At 39.0% G+C, this 21,596-nt stretch carries 22 protein-coding genes and 2 pseudogenes; 23 read left to right on the top strand and 1 reads right to left on the bottom strand.

The genetic code is table 11. The features are described 5' to 3' along the window. Nucleotides 1-103 precede the first annotated feature (103 nt). The 20 genes and pseudogenes from ftsE to AC1F25_RS01705 all read left to right on the top strand — a co-directional run bounded on the left by ftsE (nucleotide 104) and on the right by AC1F25_RS01705 (nucleotide 18,201). A complete protein-coding gene (gene ftsE, locus AC1F25_RS01610) occupies nucleotides 104-790 on the top strand; it encodes a cell division ATP-binding protein FtsE (RefSeq protein WP_002292768.1) in 687 nt (228 codons plus the stop codon). Next, the gene (gene ftsX / locus AC1F25_RS01615) at nucleotides 783-1,667 is read left to right on the top strand and encodes a permease-like cell division protein FtsX (RefSeq protein ID WP_002292767.1); all 885 of its coding nucleotides are present in this window, start codon (nucleotides 783-785) and stop codon (nucleotides 1,665-1,667) included. The genes ftsE and ftsX overlap by 8 nt, the downstream gene beginning before the upstream one ends. Before the next feature lie 151 nt (nucleotides 1,668-1,818). After that, on the top strand, nucleotides 1,819-3,267 hold the full coding sequence (gene cls / locus AC1F25_RS01620; protein WP_002292766.1) for a cardiolipin synthase: 1,449 nt from the start codon (nucleotides 1,819-1,821) through the stop codon (nucleotides 3,265-3,267). A gap of 336 nt (nucleotides 3,268-3,603) precedes the next feature. Then, complete coding sequence (locus AC1F25_RS01625) at nucleotides 3,604-4,461, top strand: phosphate ABC transporter substrate-binding protein PstS (protein ID WP_081185546.1); 858 nt, start codon at nucleotides 3,604-3,606, stop codon at nucleotides 4,459-4,461. Between the two features lie 114 nt (nucleotides 4,462-4,575). Beyond that, nucleotides 4,576-5,496, top strand: coding sequence for a phosphate ABC transporter permease subunit PstC (pstC, locus tag AC1F25_RS01630; RefSeq protein WP_002292761.1), 921 nt, complete (start codon nucleotides 4,576-4,578; stop codon nucleotides 5,494-5,496). Next, complete coding sequence (pstA, locus tag AC1F25_RS01635; protein ID WP_002292759.1) at nucleotides 5,496-6,380, top strand: phosphate ABC transporter permease PstA; 885 nt, start codon at nucleotides 5,496-5,498, stop codon at nucleotides 6,378-6,380. Before pstC ends, pstA begins: the two co-directional genes overlap by 1 nt. 14 nt (nucleotides 6,381-6,394) lie before the next feature. After that, nucleotides 6,395-7,201: a phosphate ABC transporter ATP-binding protein PstB gene (gene pstB, locus AC1F25_RS01640; RefSeq protein ID WP_002308601.1), complete on the top strand. Its 807-nt coding sequence runs from the start codon at nucleotides 6,395-6,397 to the stop codon at nucleotides 7,199-7,201. Nucleotides 7,202-7,216: 15 nt separating this feature from the next. After that, nucleotides 7,217-7,975, top strand: coding sequence for a phosphate ABC transporter ATP-binding protein PstB (gene pstB / locus AC1F25_RS01645; RefSeq protein WP_479994191.1), 759 nt, complete (start codon nucleotides 7,217-7,219; stop codon nucleotides 7,973-7,975). 12 nt (nucleotides 7,976-7,987) lie between these two features. After that, the gene (gene phoU / locus AC1F25_RS01650) at nucleotides 7,988-8,665 is read left to right on the top strand and encodes a phosphate signaling complex protein PhoU (RefSeq protein ID WP_002289490.1); all 678 of its coding nucleotides are present in this window, start codon (nucleotides 7,988-7,990) and stop codon (nucleotides 8,663-8,665) included. 436 nt (nucleotides 8,666-9,101) lie between these two features. Then, nucleotides 9,102-9,794, top strand: a pseudogene (locus tag AC1F25_RS01655) (YibE/F family protein). Beyond that, nucleotides 9,791-10,558: a YibE/F family protein gene (locus AC1F25_RS01660; protein WP_002292754.1), complete on the top strand. Its 768-nt coding sequence runs from the start codon at nucleotides 9,791-9,793 to the stop codon at nucleotides 10,556-10,558. The pseudogene AC1F25_RS01655 and the gene AC1F25_RS01660 overlap by 4 nt, the downstream one beginning before the upstream one ends. Nucleotides 10,559-10,657: 99 nt before the next feature. After that, nucleotides 10,658-12,226: a daptomycin-sensing surface protein LiaX gene (gene liaX, locus AC1F25_RS01665; protein WP_002292753.1), complete on the top strand. Its 1,569-nt coding sequence runs from the start codon at nucleotides 10,658-10,660 to the stop codon at nucleotides 12,224-12,226. A 175-nt stretch (nucleotides 12,227-12,401) separates the two neighbouring features. Beyond that, the gene (locus tag AC1F25_RS01670) at nucleotides 12,402-12,710 is read left to right on the top strand and encodes a PspC domain-containing protein (protein WP_002292752.1); all 309 of its coding nucleotides are present in this window, start codon (nucleotides 12,402-12,404) and stop codon (nucleotides 12,708-12,710) included. Beyond that, nucleotides 12,710-13,060 carry a phage holin family protein gene (locus tag AC1F25_RS01675; protein ID WP_002303620.1) on the top strand — a complete coding sequence of 117 codons (351 nt, stop codon included), beginning with the start codon at nucleotides 12,710-12,712 and terminating at the stop codon, nucleotides 13,058-13,060. Before AC1F25_RS01670 ends, AC1F25_RS01675 begins: the two co-directional genes overlap by 1 nt. Nucleotides 13,061-13,225: 165 nt before the next feature. Continuing rightward, nucleotides 13,226-14,164 (top strand): HPr(Ser) kinase/phosphatase, encoded by a 939-nt coding sequence (gene hprK, locus AC1F25_RS01680; protein ID WP_002289568.1) that lies wholly within the window; start codon nucleotides 13,226-13,228, stop codon nucleotides 14,162-14,164. A 14-nt stretch (nucleotides 14,165-14,178) separates the two neighbouring features. Further along, the gene (gene lgt, locus AC1F25_RS01685; RefSeq protein WP_047927384.1) at nucleotides 14,179-15,009 is read left to right on the top strand and encodes a prolipoprotein diacylglyceryl transferase; all 831 of its coding nucleotides are present in this window, start codon (nucleotides 14,179-14,181) and stop codon (nucleotides 15,007-15,009) included. Nucleotides 15,010-15,052: 43 nt separating this feature from the next. Next, nucleotides 15,053-16,078, top strand: coding sequence for an NAD(P)H-dependent glycerol-3-phosphate dehydrogenase (locus AC1F25_RS01690; protein WP_002308606.1), 1,026 nt, complete (start codon nucleotides 15,053-15,055; stop codon nucleotides 16,076-16,078). 14 nt (nucleotides 16,079-16,092) lie between these two features. Then, entirely contained in the window at nucleotides 16,093-17,031 is a 939-nt protein-coding gene (gene galU, locus AC1F25_RS01695; RefSeq protein ID WP_002308607.1) for a UTP--glucose-1-phosphate uridylyltransferase GalU, read from the top strand. Nucleotides 17,032-17,155: 124 nt separating this feature from the next. Continuing rightward, the gene (locus AC1F25_RS01700) at nucleotides 17,156-17,596 is read left to right on the top strand and encodes a DUF948 domain-containing protein (protein WP_002308608.1); all 441 of its coding nucleotides are present in this window, start codon (nucleotides 17,156-17,158) and stop codon (nucleotides 17,594-17,596) included. A gap of 2 nt (nucleotides 17,597-17,598) precedes the next feature. Beyond that, on the top strand, nucleotides 17,599-18,201 hold the full coding sequence (locus AC1F25_RS01705) for a YtxH domain-containing protein (RefSeq protein WP_002308610.1): 603 nt from the start codon (nucleotides 17,599-17,601) through the stop codon (nucleotides 18,199-18,201). 62 nt (nucleotides 18,202-18,263) lie between these two features. Here AC1F25_RS01705 and AC1F25_RS01710 read toward each other — a convergent pair whose 3' ends face one another. Then, complete coding sequence (locus AC1F25_RS01710) at nucleotides 18,264-19,367, bottom strand: aminopeptidase P family protein (RefSeq protein ID WP_002313499.1); 1,104 nt, start codon at nucleotides 19,365-19,367, stop codon at nucleotides 18,264-18,266. Nucleotides 19,368-19,576: 209 nt separating this feature from the next. Between AC1F25_RS01710 and ccpA the strand changes: the two genes are divergently transcribed. The 3 genes and pseudogenes from ccpA (at nucleotide 19,577) to AC1F25_RS01725 (ending at nucleotide 21,571) form a co-directional block, all read left to right on the top strand. Continuing rightward, nucleotides 19,577-20,578 carry a catabolite control protein A gene (gene ccpA / locus AC1F25_RS01715; protein ID WP_002291653.1) on the top strand — a complete coding sequence of 334 codons (1,002 nt, stop codon included), beginning with the start codon at nucleotides 19,577-19,579 and terminating at the stop codon, nucleotides 20,576-20,578. Nucleotides 20,579-20,924: 346 nt separating this feature from the next. Next, nucleotides 20,925-21,320: a hypothetical protein gene (locus AC1F25_RS01720; RefSeq protein WP_479994192.1), complete on the top strand. Its 396-nt coding sequence runs from the start codon at nucleotides 20,925-20,927 to the stop codon at nucleotides 21,318-21,320. Next, a pseudogene (locus AC1F25_RS01725) lies at nucleotides 21,317-21,571 on the top strand (hypothetical protein). The gene AC1F25_RS01720 and the pseudogene AC1F25_RS01725 overlap by 4 nt, the downstream one beginning before the upstream one ends. Nucleotides 21,572-21,596 lie beyond the last annotated feature (25 nt).

Here is a 21,596-nt window from a genome sequence, read left to right on the forward strand (position 1 = left end):
AGCCCTTTGTTAAATTGAAATAAAATTGTAAGATTTTGCAAGCAAGTTGAAACATTGCCATGCTATAATAGCTAAAGACTGAAAAAGATATGGAGAGAACGCCATGATTGAAATGAAGGATGTAATGAAGAAGTACTCAAACGGTACCACTGCTATCCGCAATCTCTCGATTGTCATCGAACAAGGAGAGTTTGTGTATGTTGTTGGTCCGTCTGGAGCTGGTAAATCTACATTCATCAAATTGATGTATCGAGAAGAAAAAGCTTCAAAAGGAACTTTGAACGTCGCAGGTCATGATCTAATAGCCATCAAAAACCGCGAAGTTCCTTATCTACGCAGAGAAATCGGCGTGGTGTTCCAAGACTATAAATTATTACCAAGAAAAACAGTATATGAAAATGTTGCGTACGCCATGCAAGTTATCGGCAGAAAACCTCGGGATATCAAAAAACGAGTAATGGAAGTGCTGGATCTTGTTGGTTTGAAACACAAAGTCAGAGTCTTTCCTAGCGAATTATCTGGTGGGGAACAACAACGTGTTTCTATTGCCCGAGCAATCGTAAATACACCTAAAGTACTTATCGCGGATGAACCGACAGGGAATCTAGATCCGGAAAACTCATGGGAAATCATGAAACTATTAGATCGGATCAATGCACAAGGAACAACTGTCGTGATGGCTACACATAACAGTACGATCGTAAATACGATTCGACACCGAGTAATTGCTATCGAAAACGGCCGCATTATTCGAGACCAAGCGGAAGGGGAATATGGATACGATGATTAGAACCTTTTTCCGCCATTTATTAGAAAGTATCAAGAGTTTGAAACGTAACGGCTGGATGACAGTAGCTTCGGTCAGTGCGGTAACGATCACGTTGACTTTAGTTGGTGTGTTCATGGCGGTCATCATGAACGCAACCAAACTAGCACAAGATATAGAAGGAAACGTGGATGTATCTGTGTTCGTAGACATTGGTACAAAAGACGAAGAGATGAAAAAACTAGAAAAAGAATTAAATGACTTAGATCATGTCAAAAAAGTCGAATTTTCAAGCAAAGAACAGGAATTGAAGAAAATCCAAAACGAAATGGGCGATTCTTGGAAATTGTTTGAAGGGGATAATAACCCGTTATATGATGTATACGTAGTAAGTGCTACCGATCCTTCTTATACAAAACAAGTAGCAGAAAAAGCGGCAGATTTGAAGAATGTTTCCCGTTCTGATTACGGTGGGGCTTCCTCAGATCGGATTTTCCAAATTGCTGGTGCAGTTCGAACATGGGGATTAGTTGCGGCGGCCTTGCTGTTGTTTGTAGCAATGTTTCTCATTTCTAACACGATTCGGATCACGATTTTATCTAGACAGCGTGAAATTCAAATCATGCGTTTAGTAGGGGCAAAAAATGGATATATCCGCTGGCCATTTTTCCTTGAAGGTGGTTGGATCGGCTTAATCGGTGCCATTCTTCCGATACTGATCATTACATTTGGTTACGCATGGTTTTACCAATTGATCAATCCGTCATTATTACGATCTCATTATTCATTGATCCATCCAGAAAATATCGTTTGGAAAATCAATCTTTTGATGGTCGGTATTGGTGTGATCATTGGTTCACTCGGCTCGATCATCTCTATGAGACGTTTCTTGAAATTCTAGTGCCACAAGATAAATATAATCAGAAAGTTGGACGATTTCGTTCCAGCTTTCTTTTTTTATTGGCTAAGTGGAGTAAATGGGGTGGCTTTTTTCCCTTTACTTTAAAAAACAACTTGGGTATTCTTAAGTTGGTAGAAAAAGAGGTGAAGCCGTGAAAATTATCGTTGACAATTTTTTTACGATCCTTTTGATTATGAATATTTTGCTTTCCTTTATTATCGTTTTTCGAGAAAGAAAGGAAACCGCGCAAACATGGGCATGGCTGCTCGTTTTGATGTTCATTCCAGTTGTAGGATTTATTTTATATATTTTTTTAGGAAGAGGGATTTCCAAAGAGAAAATCTTTGATTTGAAGATCCAAGGGAAAATCGGTAAGAATCTAGAAATCGAAGAAGACAAACAGGCATTGATGCGAGGACTTTACCCTCATCCGCCTACTGGACAAGTAGATGTGAAACAATTGATCTATATGCTTACTGTATTTGAAAGTACGCTTTATACGACTAAAAATGAAATCACTTTATTTACAGATGGTCGTGAAAAATTCGATGCGCTGATCGAGGATATCAAACAGGCAGAAGACCATATCCATTTCCAATATTATATTTACCGCAGTGATGCATTAGGTGAAGAAGTTCGAGAGGCATTGACAGAGGCAGCAAGACGCGGAGTAAAAGTCAGAGTCCTTCTTGATGCATGGGGTTCCACACAAGTTTCTTCTAGTTTTTTTCAGAATTTAAAAAAAGCTGGCGGAGAAGTCGCATTTTTCTTTCCTCTATTCGTTCCGTATATCAATCCTCGAATCAATTATCGCAATCATCGTAAAATCGTAGTGATTGATGGGAAAATCGGATATACAGGTGGGTTCAATGTTGGAAACGAATATCTAGGATTGGTAAAGAAATTTGGTTATTGGCGAGACAATCATCTGCGTATCTATGGAGAAGCGGTTTACACCTTGCAAAACCGTTTTTTGATGGACTGGAATTCTCAGCATACAAAAGAAGTAGGCTATTCACCAGAATTTTTCCCGTCCATTCATTCTACAGGTGATATGGCTGTTCAAATCGTGACAAGCGGACCAGATACTGAACATGAGCAAATCAAAATGACATATTTGAAAATGATTTCGTTAGCCAAACGGGAGATATTGATCCAAACGCCGTATTACATACCGGATGGATCGATTCATGAGGCATTGAAGTTGGCTCTTCTCTCAGGCGTAAAAGTCCATATCCAAATACCTAACAAACCAGATCATCTTCTCGTTTACTGGGCAACGTATTCTTTCGCTGCAGAGCTGATCGAGTATGGGGCAAGAATCGAAACATATGAAAATGGATTTATCCATGCAAAGACGATGATTATCGATGGCGGCATCGTTTCCGTTGGTTCAGCTAATATCGACGTTCGCTCATTTAGATTGGATTTTGAGGTCAATACACTGATCTATGATGAACGAATGGCTTCTCGCGTAAGAAAAGCATTCTTTGAAGATTCAAAGATTTCGACGCATCTCACAAAAGAAGTGTATGAAAACCGAGGGATGATGATTAAGATGAAAGAAGGATTAGCAAGACTGATTTCGCCGCTCCTTTAAAATACAAAAAAGACAGGAGAGCCATCAATAGATGGAGATCTCGTGTCCTTTTCTCTCGGGGCCATTTCTGAGAGTACGTCAGAAATGGAGAAAGCGTCTCGCATGAGCGAAATTAACTTTGGGGTATCTCTTGTTTTTTGGGGAAAGCAAGAAATAAGCTAATATATGCTATTAAAAGAGACACATTTCAAAGCCAGTATAGCATAGAAACTTTTAATGAGATAGCTTTTTTTGCAATTATGAGAATTTATTTTGTTATTTAATGATTTTGATTCGTTTTCATCAAGTAACGAAAATGATAGAATAAACATACTTTAGGATTAAAGGAGATTTCTAATGAAAAAACTAAAATTATTCTTACCAATAATAGGATTAGCTATTCTTTTATCAGGCTGTTCAAAGTGGATTGATCGAGGAGAATCCATTACTGCAGTTGGCTCTTCTGCCTTACAGCCTTTAGTAGAAACGGTTGCTGAAACCTACCAGACAGAAAATCCTGGAAAATTCATCAATGTACAAGGGGGCGGAAGCGGAACTGGTTTGTCTCAAGTACAGTCAGGAGCAGTCGATATCGGAAATTCTGATTTGTTCGCGGAAGAAAAATCAGGGATTGATGCTTCGGCATTAGTCGATCATCGAGTAGCAGTTGTTGGAATCACTCCTATTGTGAACAAGGATATTGGCGTAAAAGATATCAGTATGGAGAACCTGAAAAAATTATTTACGGGTGAGATCAAAAACTGGAGTGAAGTCGGTGGGAAAGATCAGCCAGTAGTTATACTGAACCGTGCATCAGGAAGCGGGACCCGTAGTACGTTTGAGAAATGGGTGTTGGACGGAGAAACAGCTGTTCAGGCACAGGAACAAGATTCAAGCGGAATGGTGCGCCAAATCGTTGCAGACACACCCGGAGCAATCAGCTATGTTGCTTTTTCTTACGTTTCCGATGATGTGGATACGTTGAATGTTAACGGTGTGGAACCGACAGATGAAAATGTGACAACGAACAAATGGACGATTTGGGCATATGAGCATATGTACACAAGAGATCATCCAAAAAAACTGACAAAAGAATTTTTAGACTATATCTTATCGGATGAAGTACAAGATAATATTGTCGGACAGCTAGGCTATATCCCTGTTTCACATATGAAAGTTGAACGTGATTGGCAAGGAAACATTGTTAAAGAGTAATCTTTACACAAAATTTACAAACTTAGCTAAACTTTTACATGTTATTAAAACCAAATTGATGTTCAATTTGTACACTGAGTGAGTATGTTAAACCTGATTAAGGGGGAGTCATCTGTGGAAGATGTGAAAAAAGTATTATTAACAAAATCAAAACGTTCCAAAATGGAACAGCGTGGAAAATTCATTAGTTTTTTGTGTATCGCGCTGATCGTGTTGGTTGTATTATCTATTTTTTATTTTGTCGCTAGTAAAGGATTGGCCACCTTTTTTACTGATAAGATCAATGTATTTGATTTTCTGTTTGGTACAGATTGGAATCCAAGCCAAATCGGAGCAAATGGGAAACCCATGGTAGGGGCATTGCCTATGATCACAGGTTCATTTATTGTGACCTTTTTATCTGCTATTGTTGCCACACCATTTGCTATTGGAGCAGCAGTGTTCATGACGGAGATTTCTCCTAAAAACGGAACGAAGATCTTGCAACCGGTCATCGAGCTACTTGTAGGTATTCCGTCTGTCGTTTACGGATTTATCGGTTTATCTGTTATCGTGCCTTTTGTCAGAAGTATCTTTGGCGGGACAGGGTTCGGTATCTTAGCTGGTACATTTGTGTTATTCGTTATGATCTTACCGACTGTCACAACGATGACTGTGGATGCATTAAAGGCAGTGCCGCGACACTATCGGGAAGCTTCATTAGCGCTAGGTGCCACAAGATGGCAAACAATCTACAAAGTGGTGCTGCGAGCAGCAGTGCCCGGGATTTTAACAGCAGTCGTTTTTGGTATGGCTCGTGCGTTTGGTGAAGCCTTAGCTATCCAAATGGTTATTGGTAATGCGGCATTAATGCCAACAGGACTTACTACTCCTGCTTCTACATTGACGTCCATCTTGACAATGGGAATCGGAAATACAATCATGGGAACAGTTGAAAATAATGTGTTATGGTCATTAGCGCTGATCTTGCTATTGATGTCATTATTCTTTAATATCGTGATCCGTATGATTGGGAAGAAAGGAGAGCTGAAATAATGAACGCAAAACGCTCAGATAAAATTGCTACAGGTGTTCTATATGTGGTTTCAGGGATCATCGTATTGATCTTAGCAGCTTTATTACTTTATATCTTAGTTCGAGGAATACCGCACATTTCATGGTCATTCTTGACTGAACCTTCCAAAGCCTACCAAGAAGGCGGTGGGATCGGGATTCAATTATTTAACTCGATTTATTTGCTGTTGATTACCATGATCATCAGTTTTCCTATCTCTTTAGGTGCGGGTATCTACCTTTCGGAATATGCCGGAAAAAACTGGCTGACAGACGTGATCCGTACGTCTATCGAAATCTTGAGCTCTTTGCCTTCTGTTGTTGTCGGTTTATTCGGTTTCTTGGTTTTCGTTATTCAATTCCAGTATGGTTTCTCAATCATTTCTGGTGCATTAGCTTTGACCGTATTCAACTTGCCTCTTTTGACTCGAACGGTCGAGGAATCTTTACAAGCGGTCCATTACACACAACGAGAAGCTGGATTGGCGTTAGGTTTGTCACGCTGGGAAACAGTGATAAAAGTGGTTGTTCCAGAAGCGACACCAGGAATTTTGACTGGTGTGATCCTAAGTTCAGGAAGAATTTTTGGTGAAGCTGCCGCATTGATTTATACAGCTGGTCAAAGCGCGCCAGCATTAGATTTTACGAACTGGAATCCATTAAGTGTTTCTAGTCCGATCAGCATTTTCCGCCAAGCTGAAACACTGGCTGTCCATATTTGGAAGATCAACACGGAAGGTACGATGCCTGATGGTGTTTCTGTTTCGGCTGGCGCTTCTGCCGTGTTGATCATTGCTGTTTTATTGTTCAACTTCGGCGCTCGTGCGATTGGCAAACGATTATACCGAAAAATGACTTCAGCCTAAGGAGAAGAAGTAAAATGAAAAAATATAATTGGAATGAAACAAATGTCATTACCATGCCAAAAGATAAGGAAGTTGCATTATATACGAATGATCTGCATGTTTGGTATGGCGACAATGAAGCAATCAAGGGAGTGGATCTAGAATTCGAAAAAAATAAGATCACTGCATTGATTGGTCCCTCTGGCTGCGGAAAATCCACGTATCTTCGTTCTTTGAATCGTATGAATGATGGGATTGCTAATACGAAAATTACTGGAAAGATTATGTATAAAGACGTGGATATCAATGCGCCTCAAGTGGATGTTTATGAAATGCGTAAACGGATCGGCATGGTGTTCCAACGCCCCAACCCTTTTAGCAAATCGATTTATGACAATATAACTTTTGCTTTGAAACAGCATGGTGAAAAAAACAAAAAGAAATTAGATGAAATCGTTGAAACAAGTTTGAAACAAGCAGCTTTGTGGGATCAAGTAAAAGATAGCTTGGATAAAAGTGCCTTGGCTTTATCTGGCGGACAACAGCAACGTTTGTGTATCGCTCGTGCAATCGCGATGAAACCCGATATCTTGCTGTTAGACGAGCCGGCAAGTGCCTTGGATCCTATTTCGACAGGAACGGTTGAAGAAACACTTGTAAACTTGAAAGAAGACTACACGATCATTATCGTGACGCATAATATGCAACAAGCAGCTCGTATCAGCGACTATACTGCCTTTTTCTATCTAGGAAAAGTAATGGAATATGACAAAACAAACAAGATATTTACCAGACCAAAAATTCAGGCAACCGAAGATTATGTGTCCGGTCATTTTGGTTAAGACGGAGGCCTCAACATGACAAAAGAAATTATCTCATCCAAAGATCTTCATCTGTATTATGGAAAGAAAGAAGCACTAAAGGGAATTGATCTAAGTTTCAATCAAGGTGAAATCACAGCGATGATCGGTCCTTCTGGTTGCGGGAAATCTACCTTTCTACGTTCATTGAATCGAATGAACGATCTGATTCCAAATGTAACGATCACCGGAAGTGTTTTATATAAAGACAAAGACATCTATGGTCCGAAAACAGATGTTGTTGAACTAAGAAAAGAAATCGGCATGGTGTTCCAACAGCCAAATCCATTTCCTTTTTCTATTTATGAAAATGTCATCTATGGATTGAAGTTAAAAGGTGAAAAAGATAAAAAAGTCCTTGATCAAGTAGTGGAAGAAAGTCTGAAGGCAGCGTCCGTTTGGGAGGATGTGAAAGATAAACTGCATAAAAGTGCCTTGTCTTTATCCGGTGGGCAGCAGCAGCGTGTATGTATCGCACGTGTTTTGGCAGTGAATCCCGAAATCATCTTATTGGACGAACCAACAAGTGCACTTGACCCTGTTTCTACTGGGAAAATCGAAAGTATGCTGTTAGAATTAAGAGAGCGGTATACGATGATCATCGTGACCCATAATATGTCTCAAGCTTCACGTATTTCAGATAAGACGGCATTCTTTTTAGATGGTCACTTGATCGAATACAACGATACGAAGAAGATATTCATGAATCCAGAAAAACAAGAGACAGAAGATTATATTTCAGGTCGATTTGGATAAGGAGGAAACGGAATGCTACGTACACAATTTGAAGAAGAATTGCTGAATCTCCATAATCAGTTCTACGAAATGGGGATGATGGTGAGCAGCGCTGTGCACAAGTCAGTTCGTGCATACATCAAACACGATAAAATCTTAGCCCAAGAAGTTATCGAAAACGATATAAATATCAATAATATGGAAACGCGTTTGGAGAAGAAAAGTTTTGAAATGATTGCATTACAACAGCCAGTTACAACTGACTTGCGTATGATTATTACAGTCATGAAAGCTAGCTCTGATTTAGAACGTATGGCCGATCATGCGGTGTCCGTTGCTAAATCTACAATCCGCGTAAAAGGACAGACGAGAATACCGGAAATCGAAAAAGAGATCTCCGATATGTCCGATTACGTGAAAAAAATGGTGGACAACGTCCTAGTTGCATATGTCAAAACAGACGAAAAAGACGCGCGTACGATCGCCAATATGGATCAAAGAGTCAATGACTATTTCAATCGAATCTATAATGCAACCATCAAAAACATGCAAGAAAATCCTGAAACAGTCATCAGTGGAACAGACTATTTGAATGTTGCCAGTTATCTAGAACGAATCGGAGACTATGTGACAAACATCTGTGAATGGATCGTCTACTTGGCTACAGGGAAAATCACTGAGTTAAATACGAACCACAATGAGATTTTCTAAACTGAAGTTGTGATTCTGCTGTTTATTCGGGAATAGGGTTTGTGACAAAACATGTCACAAACCCTTTTCATTATTCCAATAGAAAGGATAAAGAATGCAAAAAAAGATTAGCATCATCATCACTCTATTTTTTATTTGTATACTTGCTTCATGGTTTATTCAGCGTCAAGCTGCTCTATATGACGTACCTGTTATCGAGATCGAAAGAGTGAGAATAGAAGAGGATCAGCAATTGATTACAGGAAGATTGATGAACACGGACCAAAAAGGAGAAGTGATTTCTTTATCGGCTCCTTATCAAAAAAATCAAATCGAAACAGCAAATATAACAACAAGACAAATCTATCTTGTCCAAATGCATGGAGATGAATGGCAACTAGTAGCAAAAAAAAATGATGGCTGGCTTTTTTTCTTTACAAGTATCTTCATTGGCACCATGTTGCTTATTGGTGGAAAACAGGGTGTATTTGCTTTGGGAAGTCTCATCGTCAACATCGTTTTACTTTTACTTTTGTTGCTCCTCTTTACCAAAACAGAAGGTATTTCTCTCTTAAATATAGCAATCTTATTTGTCGTTATAGGGATAATCGTTAGTATATTGGCGTTAGACGGATGGAATAGAAGCAGTATAATCAAAATTTCGGCTGCAGTTACAAGTGTTTTTTTAGCATTTTTTATTTGTCTTTTGACAATGAATCATTGGAAAGATCAAGGACTGCGCTATGAAGAACTGAATTATCTGACACGACCGTATCGTTCTGTTTTTCTTTCCAGCGTGCTGATTGGGACAGCTGGAGGGACACTGGATACCGTGATCACAGTCATTGCGACATTAGAAGAATTGACCAAGTAACAACCGAAAATATCAGCGAAACAGTTATGGCTTTCAGGAAGGCAAGTGGGCCGAGATGTGATTGGTTCGATGGCTAATATCCTTTTATTCGTCTATATCAGCGGAGCGATTCCATCGCTTCTGTTATATTTAGGAAATCAATGGTCTTTCAAAGAAACGGTAGAACAACATTTATCATTAGAATTTTTACGTGTCATTGCTGGCAGCTTAGGAATAGTATTATCAATCCCCATCGCGGTCCTCTTTTTTCTCGCTGTAAGGAGGTTAAAAAAATGAATGTACTTATTATACTTGTTGGGATTTTTGCAATTAGTGTGCTATTTGTCGGTGGTACGCAAGGTATGTATATTCTTTTAGGATTATTCATTAATTTAGGAATCTTTTTCCTATTATTATTCGGCTATCATCAGAAGTGGCCGATATTGGTATTGTCGATTATAGGATTCCTATTGATCGCTGTGGTTATCTTATTTTTTATCAACGGTTATAATCTGAAAATGCGAGCCGCTTTTGCCAGTATACTGATCTTTTTGTTTTGTTTCCTACTATTGATTCCTATAACTGATTTTTTAGCGATCCAAGGGTTTACTTCGATAGAACTAGAAGAACTATCTGGCTTAGATAAGACGTTAGCAATTGATTTTAGACTACTTGCGAGGTCGTTGCTTCTGATCAGTCTTAGCGGTGCTGTTTTAGATGCGAGTGTAGCGATTTCTAGTGGAACATTCGAAGTATATCAGGCAAATCCGCATTTGTCTTTTAACCAATTGCGCCATGCTAGTTTTGCCATTGCTAAAAAAATATTGGCGTCAACAGTGATGACTCTTCTTTTTGCGTTTATGGGGAGTTCTTTAGCGTTGATTCTTTGGTTCATTGATTTAGACATTCCTTTTCAGCAAATAATCAATGAAAAATCATTTGTCTTGGAATATACGATGGCTATCCTTACCACATTGGCCGCACTACTTGTCCTGCCCTTAACTTGCGTGACTACAGCATATCTCTTTACAAAAAAGAAAGAACATCTCAAGATGGAGTAAAAGTTACAACTTAAGTCCTATGACATTTTTACTGAATCAGTGCATAATATGGATGTAAGGAAAAGCTTGCAAACAATTTTGCTTAAGGAGGCAATTTCCATGAAAGAAAGAGAACGTATTTTAGACTTAGTGAAAAAAGGAATCCTTTCGACTGAAGAAGGCTTAGATTTATTAGAAAGCATGGCAACTGAAAAAGACGAAAAACAAATCAAAAAAGAAGCAGACAAGGTAACTGCTAGTCATAAAGAAAAAGATCAGGCAAGTCAATTGATCGATGAACTTGAAAACGGTGAAGAAAGAATTTCTGAGCCAGTTGATCCAAAAGAAAAAGAAAGACAAGATCAAGAAAACTTAGAAAAGATCTTAGATGAACTAGCAACTGAAGCGAATAAAACTTCGGCGCGTCTAGACGAAGTAAATGCTCAATTTGCTGACAATAAGGCAGCACGTAATGAGAAACAGGAAGCATTGATGCAGCTGAATACAAAAGAAGAATTAGGCGAATTGACAGAAGAAGAATTAGCACAGCGTCAAACGTTAGAAGCAGAAATCAAAGAGTTAGAAGCAACCGGCGATACACTATTAGAAGAACAATTGAAGCTGGAAGCAGAATTAAAAGATATCCGCAAGAACCAATGGTCTGAGAAAAAAGAAACGTTTACGGATAAGTTTGAATTGCCAGATGATTGGAAAGATCAAGCGACAGATACGCTGAATCAAGTAGGCGAAAAAATGTCAGAAGCTGGATCACAGTTAGGCAAATTCTTGAAGAAAACATTCCAAACTGTTTCAGAAACAGTAAATGACAACATGGAATGGAAAGATGTCAGCTTACGTGTCCCTGGAATTGCGACAACGAAATTTGAACACGAATTTTACTATGAAGCTCCTGCAGCAAGTATCCTTGATATCAAGGCAGCAAACGGAAACGTGACGTTAAAAACGTGGGACAGTGATGATGTGAAAGTGGAAGCTAAGATCAAACTTTACGGAAAAATGGGTGCTGAACCATTTGAAGCATTCTCTGAACGGAGCCAGATCGAGGTCAATGAAGATCATATCTCCTTCCAAATTCCAAATAAGCGTGTGCGTGCAGACCTTGTTTTCTACTTGCCTAAACGAGTATACGACCATGCAGCTATCAAACTTCTAAATGGCAACATCATGATTGAGACATTGGAAGCTAAAGATATTTATACAAAATCTACGAATGGGAACATCATCGTGAACCAATTAACTGCAACGATGTTGGAAGTAGAAGGTGTAAACGGCAATATCGATATTCGAAACGGGAACATCTTAGATTCTATTATCGAAACAGTAAACGGCACAGTGACATTTGGTGCCACACCAGAAAACCTTTCTGTGTCTTTAGTAAATGGTGATGTACGTCTTACGATTAAAGAAGATAATTTGAAAAAAGTAGAAGCAAGTTCAGTGAACGGGAATGTCAAAGTTGCTTTACCAGATACCATCGGTTTGGAAGGACACGCTAAAACAAGTCTTGGAAGCATCAACAGCCGTCTGTCCAATTACGAAGTAGTTCGTGAGAAAAAAGAACGGACAAACCAAATGTTGCAATTCCGCCGTGTTTCAGATGATGAGATCGCGCAAGTGCAACTTTCAACGACAACAGGAAGTATCTATTTAAAAGATACAGATAAATAAAGAGGTTGTGAAAGAGATGTTCAGCCTTGAGCAATAAGAAGCGATTTTGTAAAATAGCTTCCCCTATTTTACAAAATTGTGCCTTATTGCCGATAGGCTATCTCTTGAACACCGATTAAGAAGAAGGTTGTCACAACGATTTTCTTCATTTAAAATAGTAGAACAGAGGTGAGACATGATGAAAAAAAAGTTGACAAAATCCAATAAAAATGTTGTTTTGACAGGTACTTTAGCAGGGATTGGGGAATATATCGGGATTGATCCCACTGTTATCCGTGTGCTTTATGTATTCCTAAGCTTAGTTGCTTTTGGAAGTCCAATCATTTTATACATTTTATTAGCTTTGATTATCCCATCTGCGCGTTCTGCACGAACAAACTATGGACATAACAATGCATATTATGAAAAAAACAATTATCGTGAACAAACAAAAAAACGCAAAGAAGCGGAAAAAATCGATGATGACGAATGGAGTGACTTTTAATGTCGTACTTTCAGCGTATTTTGGTTAATACGTTAACATTCATATCGTTGGCTGTTCTTTTTCCTGCGATGGTCCATGTGAGCAGTATTTGGACGGCCGTTCTTGCCAGCTTCGTATTATCTGTGTTGAACATGTTTGTCAAACCGATTTTGACGATCCTGTCCCTGCCCTTTACATTAGTCACATTGGGATTGTTTACGTTTGTTATCAATGCAGCGATTCTTAAAATGACTTCCTTTTTTGTAGGAGCAGAACATTTTAGTTTTTCTTCATTTGGTGCAGCGTTATTCGTAGCTATCTTGATGTCACTTGTCAATGTAATTGTTAGTGAACATAACAGCAGAAAGTAAAAAAAGCTGTGCCGAGATCTCGGCGCAGCTTTTTTGTTTAGAATAAAGAATGCGTTTTCTATTACATTGGTAATTAAATAAAAACGTTTTTTTTAATTGGTAGTACTTTTGGCTAGACAATGATAAAATGATAGAGAACACTCTAATAGAAATGAGGTAGCATGAATGTCAGAAGTTGTAAAAGTTAGCCAATTAGTAAAAAAATTATCTTTGGAAATCGTCACAGGCGACGAGAAAAGTTTAGACCGCGTCATCGTGACTGGGGACATCTCACGCCCAGGACTAGAGTTGACCGGTTATTTTAATTATTATTCCCATAATCGTTTACAGCTATTTGGCAGTAAAGAAATCAGTTTTGCGGAACGGATGATCCCAGAAGAGCGTTTGATCATTATGAGAAGATTATGTAGTGAAGATATGCCCGCATTTATTATTTCAAGAGGATTGCCGGCTCCGGAAGAAATGATCCAAGCAGCCAATGAAAATGGGATAGCTGTGCTGCGTTCGCCTATCTCAACGTCCCGGCTGCTAGGTGAATTATCTAGTTATTTAGATGGGCGCTTAGCCCCTCGAACAAGTGTCCACGGTGTGTTAGTCGATGTCTACGGATTAGGTGTACTAATTCAAGGGGACAGTGGGATAGGGAAAAGTGAAACGGCGTTGGAACTGATTAAGCGCGGACATCGATTGATCGCAGACGATCGAGTAGATGTCTATCAGCAAGATGAACTGACGGTAATCGGAGAACCTCCTAAAATCCTGGAACATCTGATTGAGATTCGAGGGATCGGTATCATAGATGTAATGAATCTTTTCGGTGCGAGTGCGGTACGAGGCTCTATGCAAGTCCAGTTAGCTGTTTATCTAGAAGCATGGGCGAAAGATAAGAAATACGACCGTCTGGGCTCTGAAGACACGACCGTTGAAATCGCGGAAGTGGGCATTCCACAAATAAAAATCCCTGTCAAAACAGGACGAAACGTTGCAATCATCATTGAAGTAGCCGCAATGAATTTCCGCGCACGTACAATGGGCTTTGACGCAACGAAAACATTTGAAGAAAGATTAAGTCGCTTGATTGAAGAAAACTCAGGCAATGACTAGCAAGGAGTGACAATATGTTAGCACAAATCAATCGAGTTGCTTTTGAGCTTGTAGGAATTCCTATCTACTGGTATGCATTGATTATCGTATCAGGAATCATTATTGCCATGTGGCTCAGCAGCAGAGAAGCTGTTCGGGTAGGATTAAAAGCAGATGACGTGACAGATTTTATGTTGTGGGGATTGCCGATTTCCATTATTGGTGCCCGCTTGTATTATGTTTTGTTCGATCTTCCCCAATATATAGCTGATCCAATCCAGATATTCAATATCCGTTCAGGAGGATTAGCGATTTACGGGGGATTGATTGCAGGTGCAATCACACTGTACTTTTTTACCAAATATCATTTTATTTCTTTGTGGACCTTTTTAGATATCGCTGCACCAAGCGTATTATTGGCGCAGGCAATCGGACGATGGGGAAATTTCATGAACCACGAAGCGTATGGTCCAGACACGACACGAAGTTTCTTAGAAAGTCTGCATTTACCGCAATTCATCATTGATAACATGTATATCGAAGGAATCTATCGACAACCAACCTTTCTTTATGAATCACTTTGGAGTTTGATTGGATTTATTCTGCTTTTGGTTTTGCGGAAGAAACCACATCTTTTGAAAAAAGGAGAAGTCCTTTTATGTTATCTAATGTGGTATAGTTTCGGACGTTTCTTTATCGAAGGATTACGCACAGACAGCCTTTACTTTTTAGGTGTGATCCGCATTTCTCAATTATTGTCTGCTGTTTTATTTGTCGGCACATTGATTCTGTTTATTTGGCGTAGAAAAAAAGGAAGTTTACCGGATTATGACCGCTCATTAGGAAAAAATCAACAAATTATTTGATTTTCAGAGCGTTAAAAATGAAAAAAATTTCAGGAGTGGTAAAATGAATTATAGAGTAGCGGTTTTAGGACCAGGCTCTTGGGGGACTGCTTTAGCACAAGTCCTCGCTGAAAACGGACATGACGTTCGGATTTGGGGACATCGTGCTTCACAAGTAGAAGAAATCAACACCCAACACACCAATCAACGTTATTTACCAGATCATCATCTACCCGATTCCATCCGAGCATTCACCGATATGGAAGATGCAGTAAAAGATGCAGATGCGGTACTATTCGTTATCCCGACGAAAGCGATACGTTCTGTTGCAAAAGAACTAGTTGCCAAATTGAATACGAAGCCAGTGATCATCCACGCAAGTAAGGGATTAGAACAGGGAACGCATAAAAGAATCTCTGAAATCTTGTTAGAGGAAATCCCGACAGAAAAAAGAAAAGCTGTTGCTGTTCTTTCTGGGCCAAGCCATGCGGAAGAAGTAGCAAAGCATGACATTACGACGATCACAGCGGCAAGCACAGATGTAAAAGCAGCAAAATATGTACAAGAGCTGTTCATGAACCATTATTTTCGAATCTATACCAACCCTGATGTGATTGGTGTAGAGATGGGAGCAGCTTTGAAAAATATTATTGCCATTGGAGCTGGTGCTATTCACGGCTTAGGGTTTGGCGATAATGCAAAAGCGGCAATCATGACGCGCGGATTAGCTGAGATCAGCCGTTTAGGTGTAGCAATGGGTGCCAACCCGCTGACCTTTATTGGCTTAAGCGGAGTAGGTGATCTAGTCGTTACTTGCACAAGTGTTCATTCCAGAAACTGGCGCGCAGGCAACTTGTTAGGACAAGGTCAGCCTCTAGAAGAGGTGCTAGCCAATATGGGAATGGTTGTTGAAGGTGTGAATACTACTCAAGCAGCGATGGAACTAGCCCAAATGATGGAAATCGAAATGCCCATCACTCAAACAATCTATGAAGTGCTGTATGAACAAAAAGAAATCAAAACAGCCGCAAAAGAAATCATGTTACGTGATGGGAAAAAAGAAAATGAATTCTCATTAACAATTTTTTGAAGGAGCGAATGTATATGAAAGTAAAAAAAGCAGTTATTCCAGCAGCAGGATTAGGAACAAGATTTTTACCAGCAACAAAGGCGATGGCAAAGGAAATGTTGCCAATCGTGGACAAACCAACGATCCAATTCATCGTTGAAGAAGCGTTGAAATCAGGAATCGAAGACATCTTGATCGTTACAGGAAAAGCTAAACGACCAATCGAAGATCACTTTGATTCAAATATCGAATTAGAAACAAACCTAAGTGAAAAAGGAAAAACCGAATTATTGAAATTAGTAGAAGAAACGACAGATGTCAATTTGCATTTCATCCGTCAATCTCATCCAAAGGGGTTAGGACACGCCGTTCTTCAAGCAAGAGCCTTTATTGGAAATGAACCGTTTGTCGTTATGCTAGGCGATGATATCATGGAAGACGAAGTACCATTGACACAGCAATTGATCGATGACTATGAGCGTACACACGCTTCTACGATTGCCGTTATGCAAGTTCCTCACGATGAAACTTCAAAATACGGAATCATCAACCCAGGGGAAGTACTGGAAGATGGGTTATACAATGTCAAAAACTTTGTTGAAAAACCAGATCCAAGCAAAGCACCAAGTGATTTAGCTATTATTGGGCGTTACTTATTGACTCCAGAAATCTTTGATGTATTATCAGAACAACAACCAGGTGCTGGAAATGAGATCCAACTAACTGACGCAATCGATACGTTGAATAAAACACAACGCGTATTTGCCCGTAAATTCACAGGTAAACGTTATGACGTTGGTGACAAATTTGGTTTTATGAAAACAAGTATTGAATATGGTCTGACACATCCAGAAGTAGGGGCACCTTTGCGTGAATACATCATGTCTTTAGGTAAAACATTAGAAGCAGAAGGAAGCAAGATCAATCATAATCCAAAAGGAATAACAGAAATCAAAGAAGAAAAGAAAAAATAATCTTTTTTTCTAACGAGCTTCAGCTGCTAATTGAATAAAAAGTAGTTGAAGCTCGTTTTTATTTGTTTAAAAAACACGAAAATGCTATCCTTATAGAAAAGAGAGACAAGAAGGGAGTTTGATCATGTCAGGAGGAGAAATTGCAGGATTGATCGCAGCAATCGCCTTTGCGATACTTGTCGTTTTCATCGTTCGCGTATTGTTGCAAGTTTCCAAAACTTTAGAAAAAGTAGACCAGACTGTCGCAGAAGCAAATACGACAATTGAGATCGTCACACAAGACGTAGATCTTTTATCTAGACAAGTAGAAGGCTTGCTAGTCAAAAGTAATGAGCTGCTCTTGGATATCAATGGAAAAGTCGCAACGATCGATCCATTGTTCACAGCAGTTGCTGATTTAAGTGAAAGTGTATCGGAACTTAATCATTCTAGTAAAAACATCGTGACGAAAGTCGGCGGAATCGGAAAAACGACAGCTAAAGCGACTGTTGCCGGAAAAGTCGGTGGAACAGCGATGAAATTTTTTAAAAACAAAAAACATACTGAAACGACAGGAGGAAAATAAGAATGGCTAAAAAAGGTGGATTTTTATTAGGTGCAGTAGTTGGAGGTACAGCCGCAGCAATCGCCGCATTATTGTTAGCACCCAAATCTGGTAAAGAACTTCGGGATGAATTGGCTGCTCAAGCAGATGATTTGATGGACATGGCTTCAGATTACACAGATATGGCAAAAGAAAAATCATCTGAGTTAACAGGTATTGCAAAAGAAAAAGCGCAAGATCTTTCTCAACAAGCAGGGGATCTAGCAGGCAATGTTAAGCAGAAGGTAAGTGAATCAGCAGAGGAAGCAGGAAGCGAATCAGATGATATCTTGTTAAACCTCAAAGAACAATCAGCTGATTTATCTAATCGTTTCAAAAAAACAGCAGAAGATCTGAAAAAGCCAGCAGACGAATTAGGTAGTATTGCTAAAGATACTTCAGAAGATATCATGATCGATGTAAAAGATGCTGCAGATAAAGCAGGAGAGACGGTCAATGAAGGAATGTCAGAAGCAAAACCAGTTGCAGATGACACAAAAGAAATGTTGAAAATGGCAAAAGAAGATGCAAAAGAAGCTAAAAAAGAAATGAAAGATACAATGACAGATTCGACTACCAATCACTAAGATTACTCATTTCTAGAATAAAAAAGGTGAGAGCGGACCAGCTCTCACCTTTTTTATTTTCATTACTCTAAAACAAGTAATTCTTTTGGTGTAGTCGTGAATGGCACACAACCATCACTTGTCACATACACACAATCTTCGATACGTACCCCTACTTTTTCAGGAATATAGATTCCTGGTTCAAGAGAGAAGCACATCCCTTCTTCAATCACTAAGTCGTTTCCTTCTACAAGAGAAGGGAATTCGTGGACGGTTGTTCCGATTCCGTGACCTAAACGGTGATTGAAATATTCGCCGTAGCCATAGCTGTTGATCACGTTTCGTGCGATTTGATCAAGTTCACCTGCTGTCACACCTGGGCGAACTGCCTCTTGTGCGGCAAGCTGTGCTTCAAGAGTGATGTTATAGATTTTTTCTTGGAATTCAGTTGGTTTTTGATAAGCAACTGTACGAGTAGCATCACTGCAATAGCCATTCCAAATAACGCCAAGATCGAATAACACTAGTTCATTTGGTGAAACCTTCGTGCTTCCTGGTGTACCATGAGGGCTTGCAGCATTTGCTCCTGCAAGGACTAATGTGTCGAAAGACATTTGTGAAACACCTTGTTTTTTTAATTGGTATTCGATTTCTGCGATAATTGCTTGTTCAGTTACGCCTTCTTTTACTGTTTTGAAGCCAATTTCAAAGGCAACATCGGCCCATTTACCAGCTTCGATCAGTTTGTCTTTTTCTTCTACCGTTTTGATCAGTTGCAGACGCTGGATAATAGAAGTTAGATCGGTGTAAGAATCTGTACCTGTCAAGATATCAGAGATAGCATCGAAGCGATCGACAGTCAGAGCATTCTTTTCAATACCTACATTACCAGGTTGCCCATAGCGTGCGCGAAGCTCTTTTCCGATGATCTCCCAAGGATTTTCGCTGTCTAAGTAGCCACGTACATCGTACGCCCAGCTGCTGTTTTGAGCATCTTCAACTTCCAGAGCAGGAGTGAAAAGGAAAGGATCTTGTTCCAGAGGGATAAAAAGAGCTAGTACACGCTCGTGAGGATCACTTTCATATCCGGAAAAGTAAGCGATGTGGCCAGGGTCGCTGATATAAGCCAATTCTACTTGGTGTTGTGCCATCCATTGACGTAGTTCATTGATTTTTACGTTATTCATTTGGCAACCTACTTTCTAAATTAATTTTGTATTCAATAATTGTACCACTGATTGATTAAAAGACCAACGTTCTTAAAACTGAAAAAAGTAAAAATTTTCATGAAAACAGAGATAAAACGGTTGCAATTGTTGAGATTATTTGATATCCTATTTTAGAAATGTAAGACGTATTTTCAGAAAACATATAAAATATGAATAGGAGAACACAAATGGAAAAGCAAACAATCACTATCTATGATGTAGCGAGAGAGGCAAATGTTTCGATGGCTACTGTTTCACGTGTCGTAAATGGCAATCCAAACGTCAAACCAGCAACAAGAAAAAAAGTCTTGGAAGTTATCGATCGCTTGGATTATCGTCCAAATGCAGTCGCACGTGGCTTGGCAAGTAAGAAAACAACAACAGTTGGGGTAATCATTCCTGATGTCAGCAATATGTTCTTTGCCTCTTTAGCACGTGGTATCGACGATGTGGCAACAATGTACAAATACAATATCATCTTAGCAAACTCAGATGGCAACGATCAAAAAGAAGTCAATGTATTGAATAATTTATTGGCTAAGCAAGTGGACGGCGTGATCTTTATGGGTCACCATATCACAGACGAAATCCGTGGAGAATTTTCACGTTCAAAAACGCCTGTTGTACTAGCTGGTTCCATTGATCCAGATGAACAAGTAGGTAGCGTAAACATTGATTATGTATCAGCAACAAAAGATGCAGTAAATAAATTAGCAAAAAGCGGCAATAAAAAAATCGCTTTTGTCAGCGGTGCGCTGATTGATCCTATCAATGGTCAAAACCGTCTAAAAGGCTATAAAGAAGCATTAAGCGAAAACAATCTACCATATAGCGAAGGATTGATTTTTGAGGCACAATACAACTTTAAAGATGGTCTGTCTCTAGTTGACCGGATCCATAATAGCGGTGCAACAGCTGTCTATGTTTCAGACGATGAATTAGCCATTGGTATCTTGGATGGTTTATTAGACCGCGGCGTAAAAGTACCAGAAGAATTCGAAATCATCACAAGCAACAATTCTTTACTGACAGAAGTAGCTCGTCCTCGTTTGACAAGTATCACACAACCATTATACGATTTAGGAGCGGTATCCATGCGCCTATTGACGAAAATGATGAATAAAGAAGAAGTCGAAGAAAAAACGATTATCTTGCCTTATGGAATCGAAGAAAAAGGATCAACTAAATAATAAAAGATCAATCATTTAAAGGTTGTTCCAAAAGTGGTCAACTTCTGGAACAACGTTTATACGAGAAAGGGGGTTATGACAAAATTTTGTCATAACCCCTTTTTTTTTGTGACTTTAAAAAAAGAGAAAATGGCGGAAACAAACCTTACGTCCATCGTATACGACACAATCTGTGCGTAGATGCTACATTTTGTTCACTACTATCAAAATTACTTTAAAATGAAAACGTGATAAAAAAGAAAGTAGAAAAGTAACTCTAAAAAATCCAAAAAAATCCAGGCTCGATTGCGTACTTATCTTAAAGGAGAAACAATCCATCATACATAACCCGAAAGGAGACTTCTATTTGCCTAAGAAAAGACGAAAGACCATAGTCATCATTTTGACCATTCTTACTATAGGAATCGGAGGAAAATTTTACATGGACAAAAGAGAAGCGCAAAGACAGCAAGATTTACTCGCAGTAGAAAAACAGTCCGTCAAAGTTCTGAAAAATACCTTTGCGGATATCAAGGAAGTGAAGGTAGAAGAATTTAAAAAAAACCCTGTTACCGGAAGTTATGGTGCACTTGTGACAATGACAAATAATGAAGGGAAATCTGTTTATTTTGATTATTTTTTTTCAAAACAAATGAATGAAATTAGCAGTTATGGCGTAGAAAATGAAGAAATACAAAACGAAGGGGTTACTACTCCTAAAATAAGAGTTATTTATTCTAATGGAGAGGCGGAGGAAGTGTGACAGTAAAAGACGAAGAGTATAGATATATAAGTGAACATGTTTATTGGATAGATCCTAAACATCCACAATACAGCAAAACTTATAAGGAAGGGGGAATAAAAAAAATCGGCAATACAAAGTTCCAAATCCTAAAAATCAAAGACTCATTAGACGGCATGTAGGCGATGGCTGTAGCGCCAATCGTCCATAGCAAATTGGAGAAAAATTTCAAAAATAAAAAAATTCCTGCAAACTTTCGCGTACTTAAATAATAAAGGTATCAATACTTACATAAAA

This window comes from Enterococcus sp. M-BR2 (genome assembly GCF_056612775.1).

What these genes read in the sequence shown, in the direction of transcription:
- AC1F25_RS01705 (WP_002308610.1), top strand. Translation starts at nt 17,599, where the DNA reads ATGGCTAAAAAAGGTGGATTTTTATTAGGTGCAGTAGTTGGAGGTACA.
- pstB (WP_002308601.1), top strand. Translation starts at nt 6,395, where the DNA reads ATGAAAAAATATAATTGGAATGAAACAAATGTCATTACCATGCCAAAA.
- pstA (WP_002292759.1), top strand. Translation starts at nt 5,496, where the DNA reads ATGAACGCAAAACGCTCAGATAAAATTGCTACAGGTGTTCTATATGTG.
- lgt (WP_047927384.1), top strand. Translation starts at nt 14,179, where the DNA reads ATGTTAGCACAAATCAATCGAGTTGCTTTTGAGCTTGTAGGAATTCCT.
- liaX (WP_002292753.1), top strand. Translation starts at nt 10,658, where the DNA reads ATGAAAGAAAGAGAACGTATTTTAGACTTAGTGAAAAAAGGAATCCTT.
- AC1F25_RS01660 (WP_002292754.1), top strand. Translation starts at nt 9,791, where the DNA reads ATGAATGTACTTATTATACTTGTTGGGATTTTTGCAATTAGTGTGCTA.
- phoU (WP_002289490.1), top strand. Translation starts at nt 7,988, where the DNA reads ATGCTACGTACACAATTTGAAGAAGAATTGCTGAATCTCCATAATCAG.
- pstB (WP_479994191.1), top strand. Translation starts at nt 7,217, where the DNA reads ATGACAAAAGAAATTATCTCATCCAAAGATCTTCATCTGTATTATGGA.
- hprK (WP_002289568.1), top strand. Translation starts at nt 13,226, where the DNA reads ATGTCAGAAGTTGTAAAAGTTAGCCAATTAGTAAAAAAATTATCTTTG.
- ccpA (WP_002291653.1), top strand. Translation starts at nt 19,577, where the DNA reads ATGGAAAAGCAAACAATCACTATCTATGATGTAGCGAGAGAGGCAAAT.
- ftsX (WP_002292767.1), top strand. Translation starts at nt 783, where the DNA reads ATGATTAGAACCTTTTTCCGCCATTTATTAGAAAGTATCAAGAGTTTG.
- ftsE (WP_002292768.1), top strand. Translation starts at nt 104, where the DNA reads ATGATTGAAATGAAGGATGTAATGAAGAAGTACTCAAACGGTACCACT.
- AC1F25_RS01710 (WP_002313499.1), bottom strand. Translation starts at nt 19,367, where the DNA reads ATGAATAACGTAAAAATCAATGAACTACGTCAATGGATGGCACAACAC.
- AC1F25_RS01690 (WP_002308606.1), top strand. Translation starts at nt 15,053, where the DNA reads ATGAATTATAGAGTAGCGGTTTTAGGACCAGGCTCTTGGGGGACTGCT.
- galU (WP_002308607.1), top strand. Translation starts at nt 16,093, where the DNA reads ATGAAAGTAAAAAAAGCAGTTATTCCAGCAGCAGGATTAGGAACAAGA.
- AC1F25_RS01700 (WP_002308608.1), top strand. Translation starts at nt 17,156, where the DNA reads ATGTCAGGAGGAGAAATTGCAGGATTGATCGCAGCAATCGCCTTTGCG.
- AC1F25_RS01625 (WP_081185546.1), top strand. Translation starts at nt 3,604, where the DNA reads ATGAAAAAACTAAAATTATTCTTACCAATAATAGGATTAGCTATTCTT.
- AC1F25_RS01670 (WP_002292752.1), top strand. Translation starts at nt 12,402, where the DNA reads ATGATGAAAAAAAAGTTGACAAAATCCAATAAAAATGTTGTTTTGACA.
- AC1F25_RS01675 (WP_002303620.1), top strand. Translation starts at nt 12,710, where the DNA reads ATGTCGTACTTTCAGCGTATTTTGGTTAATACGTTAACATTCATATCG.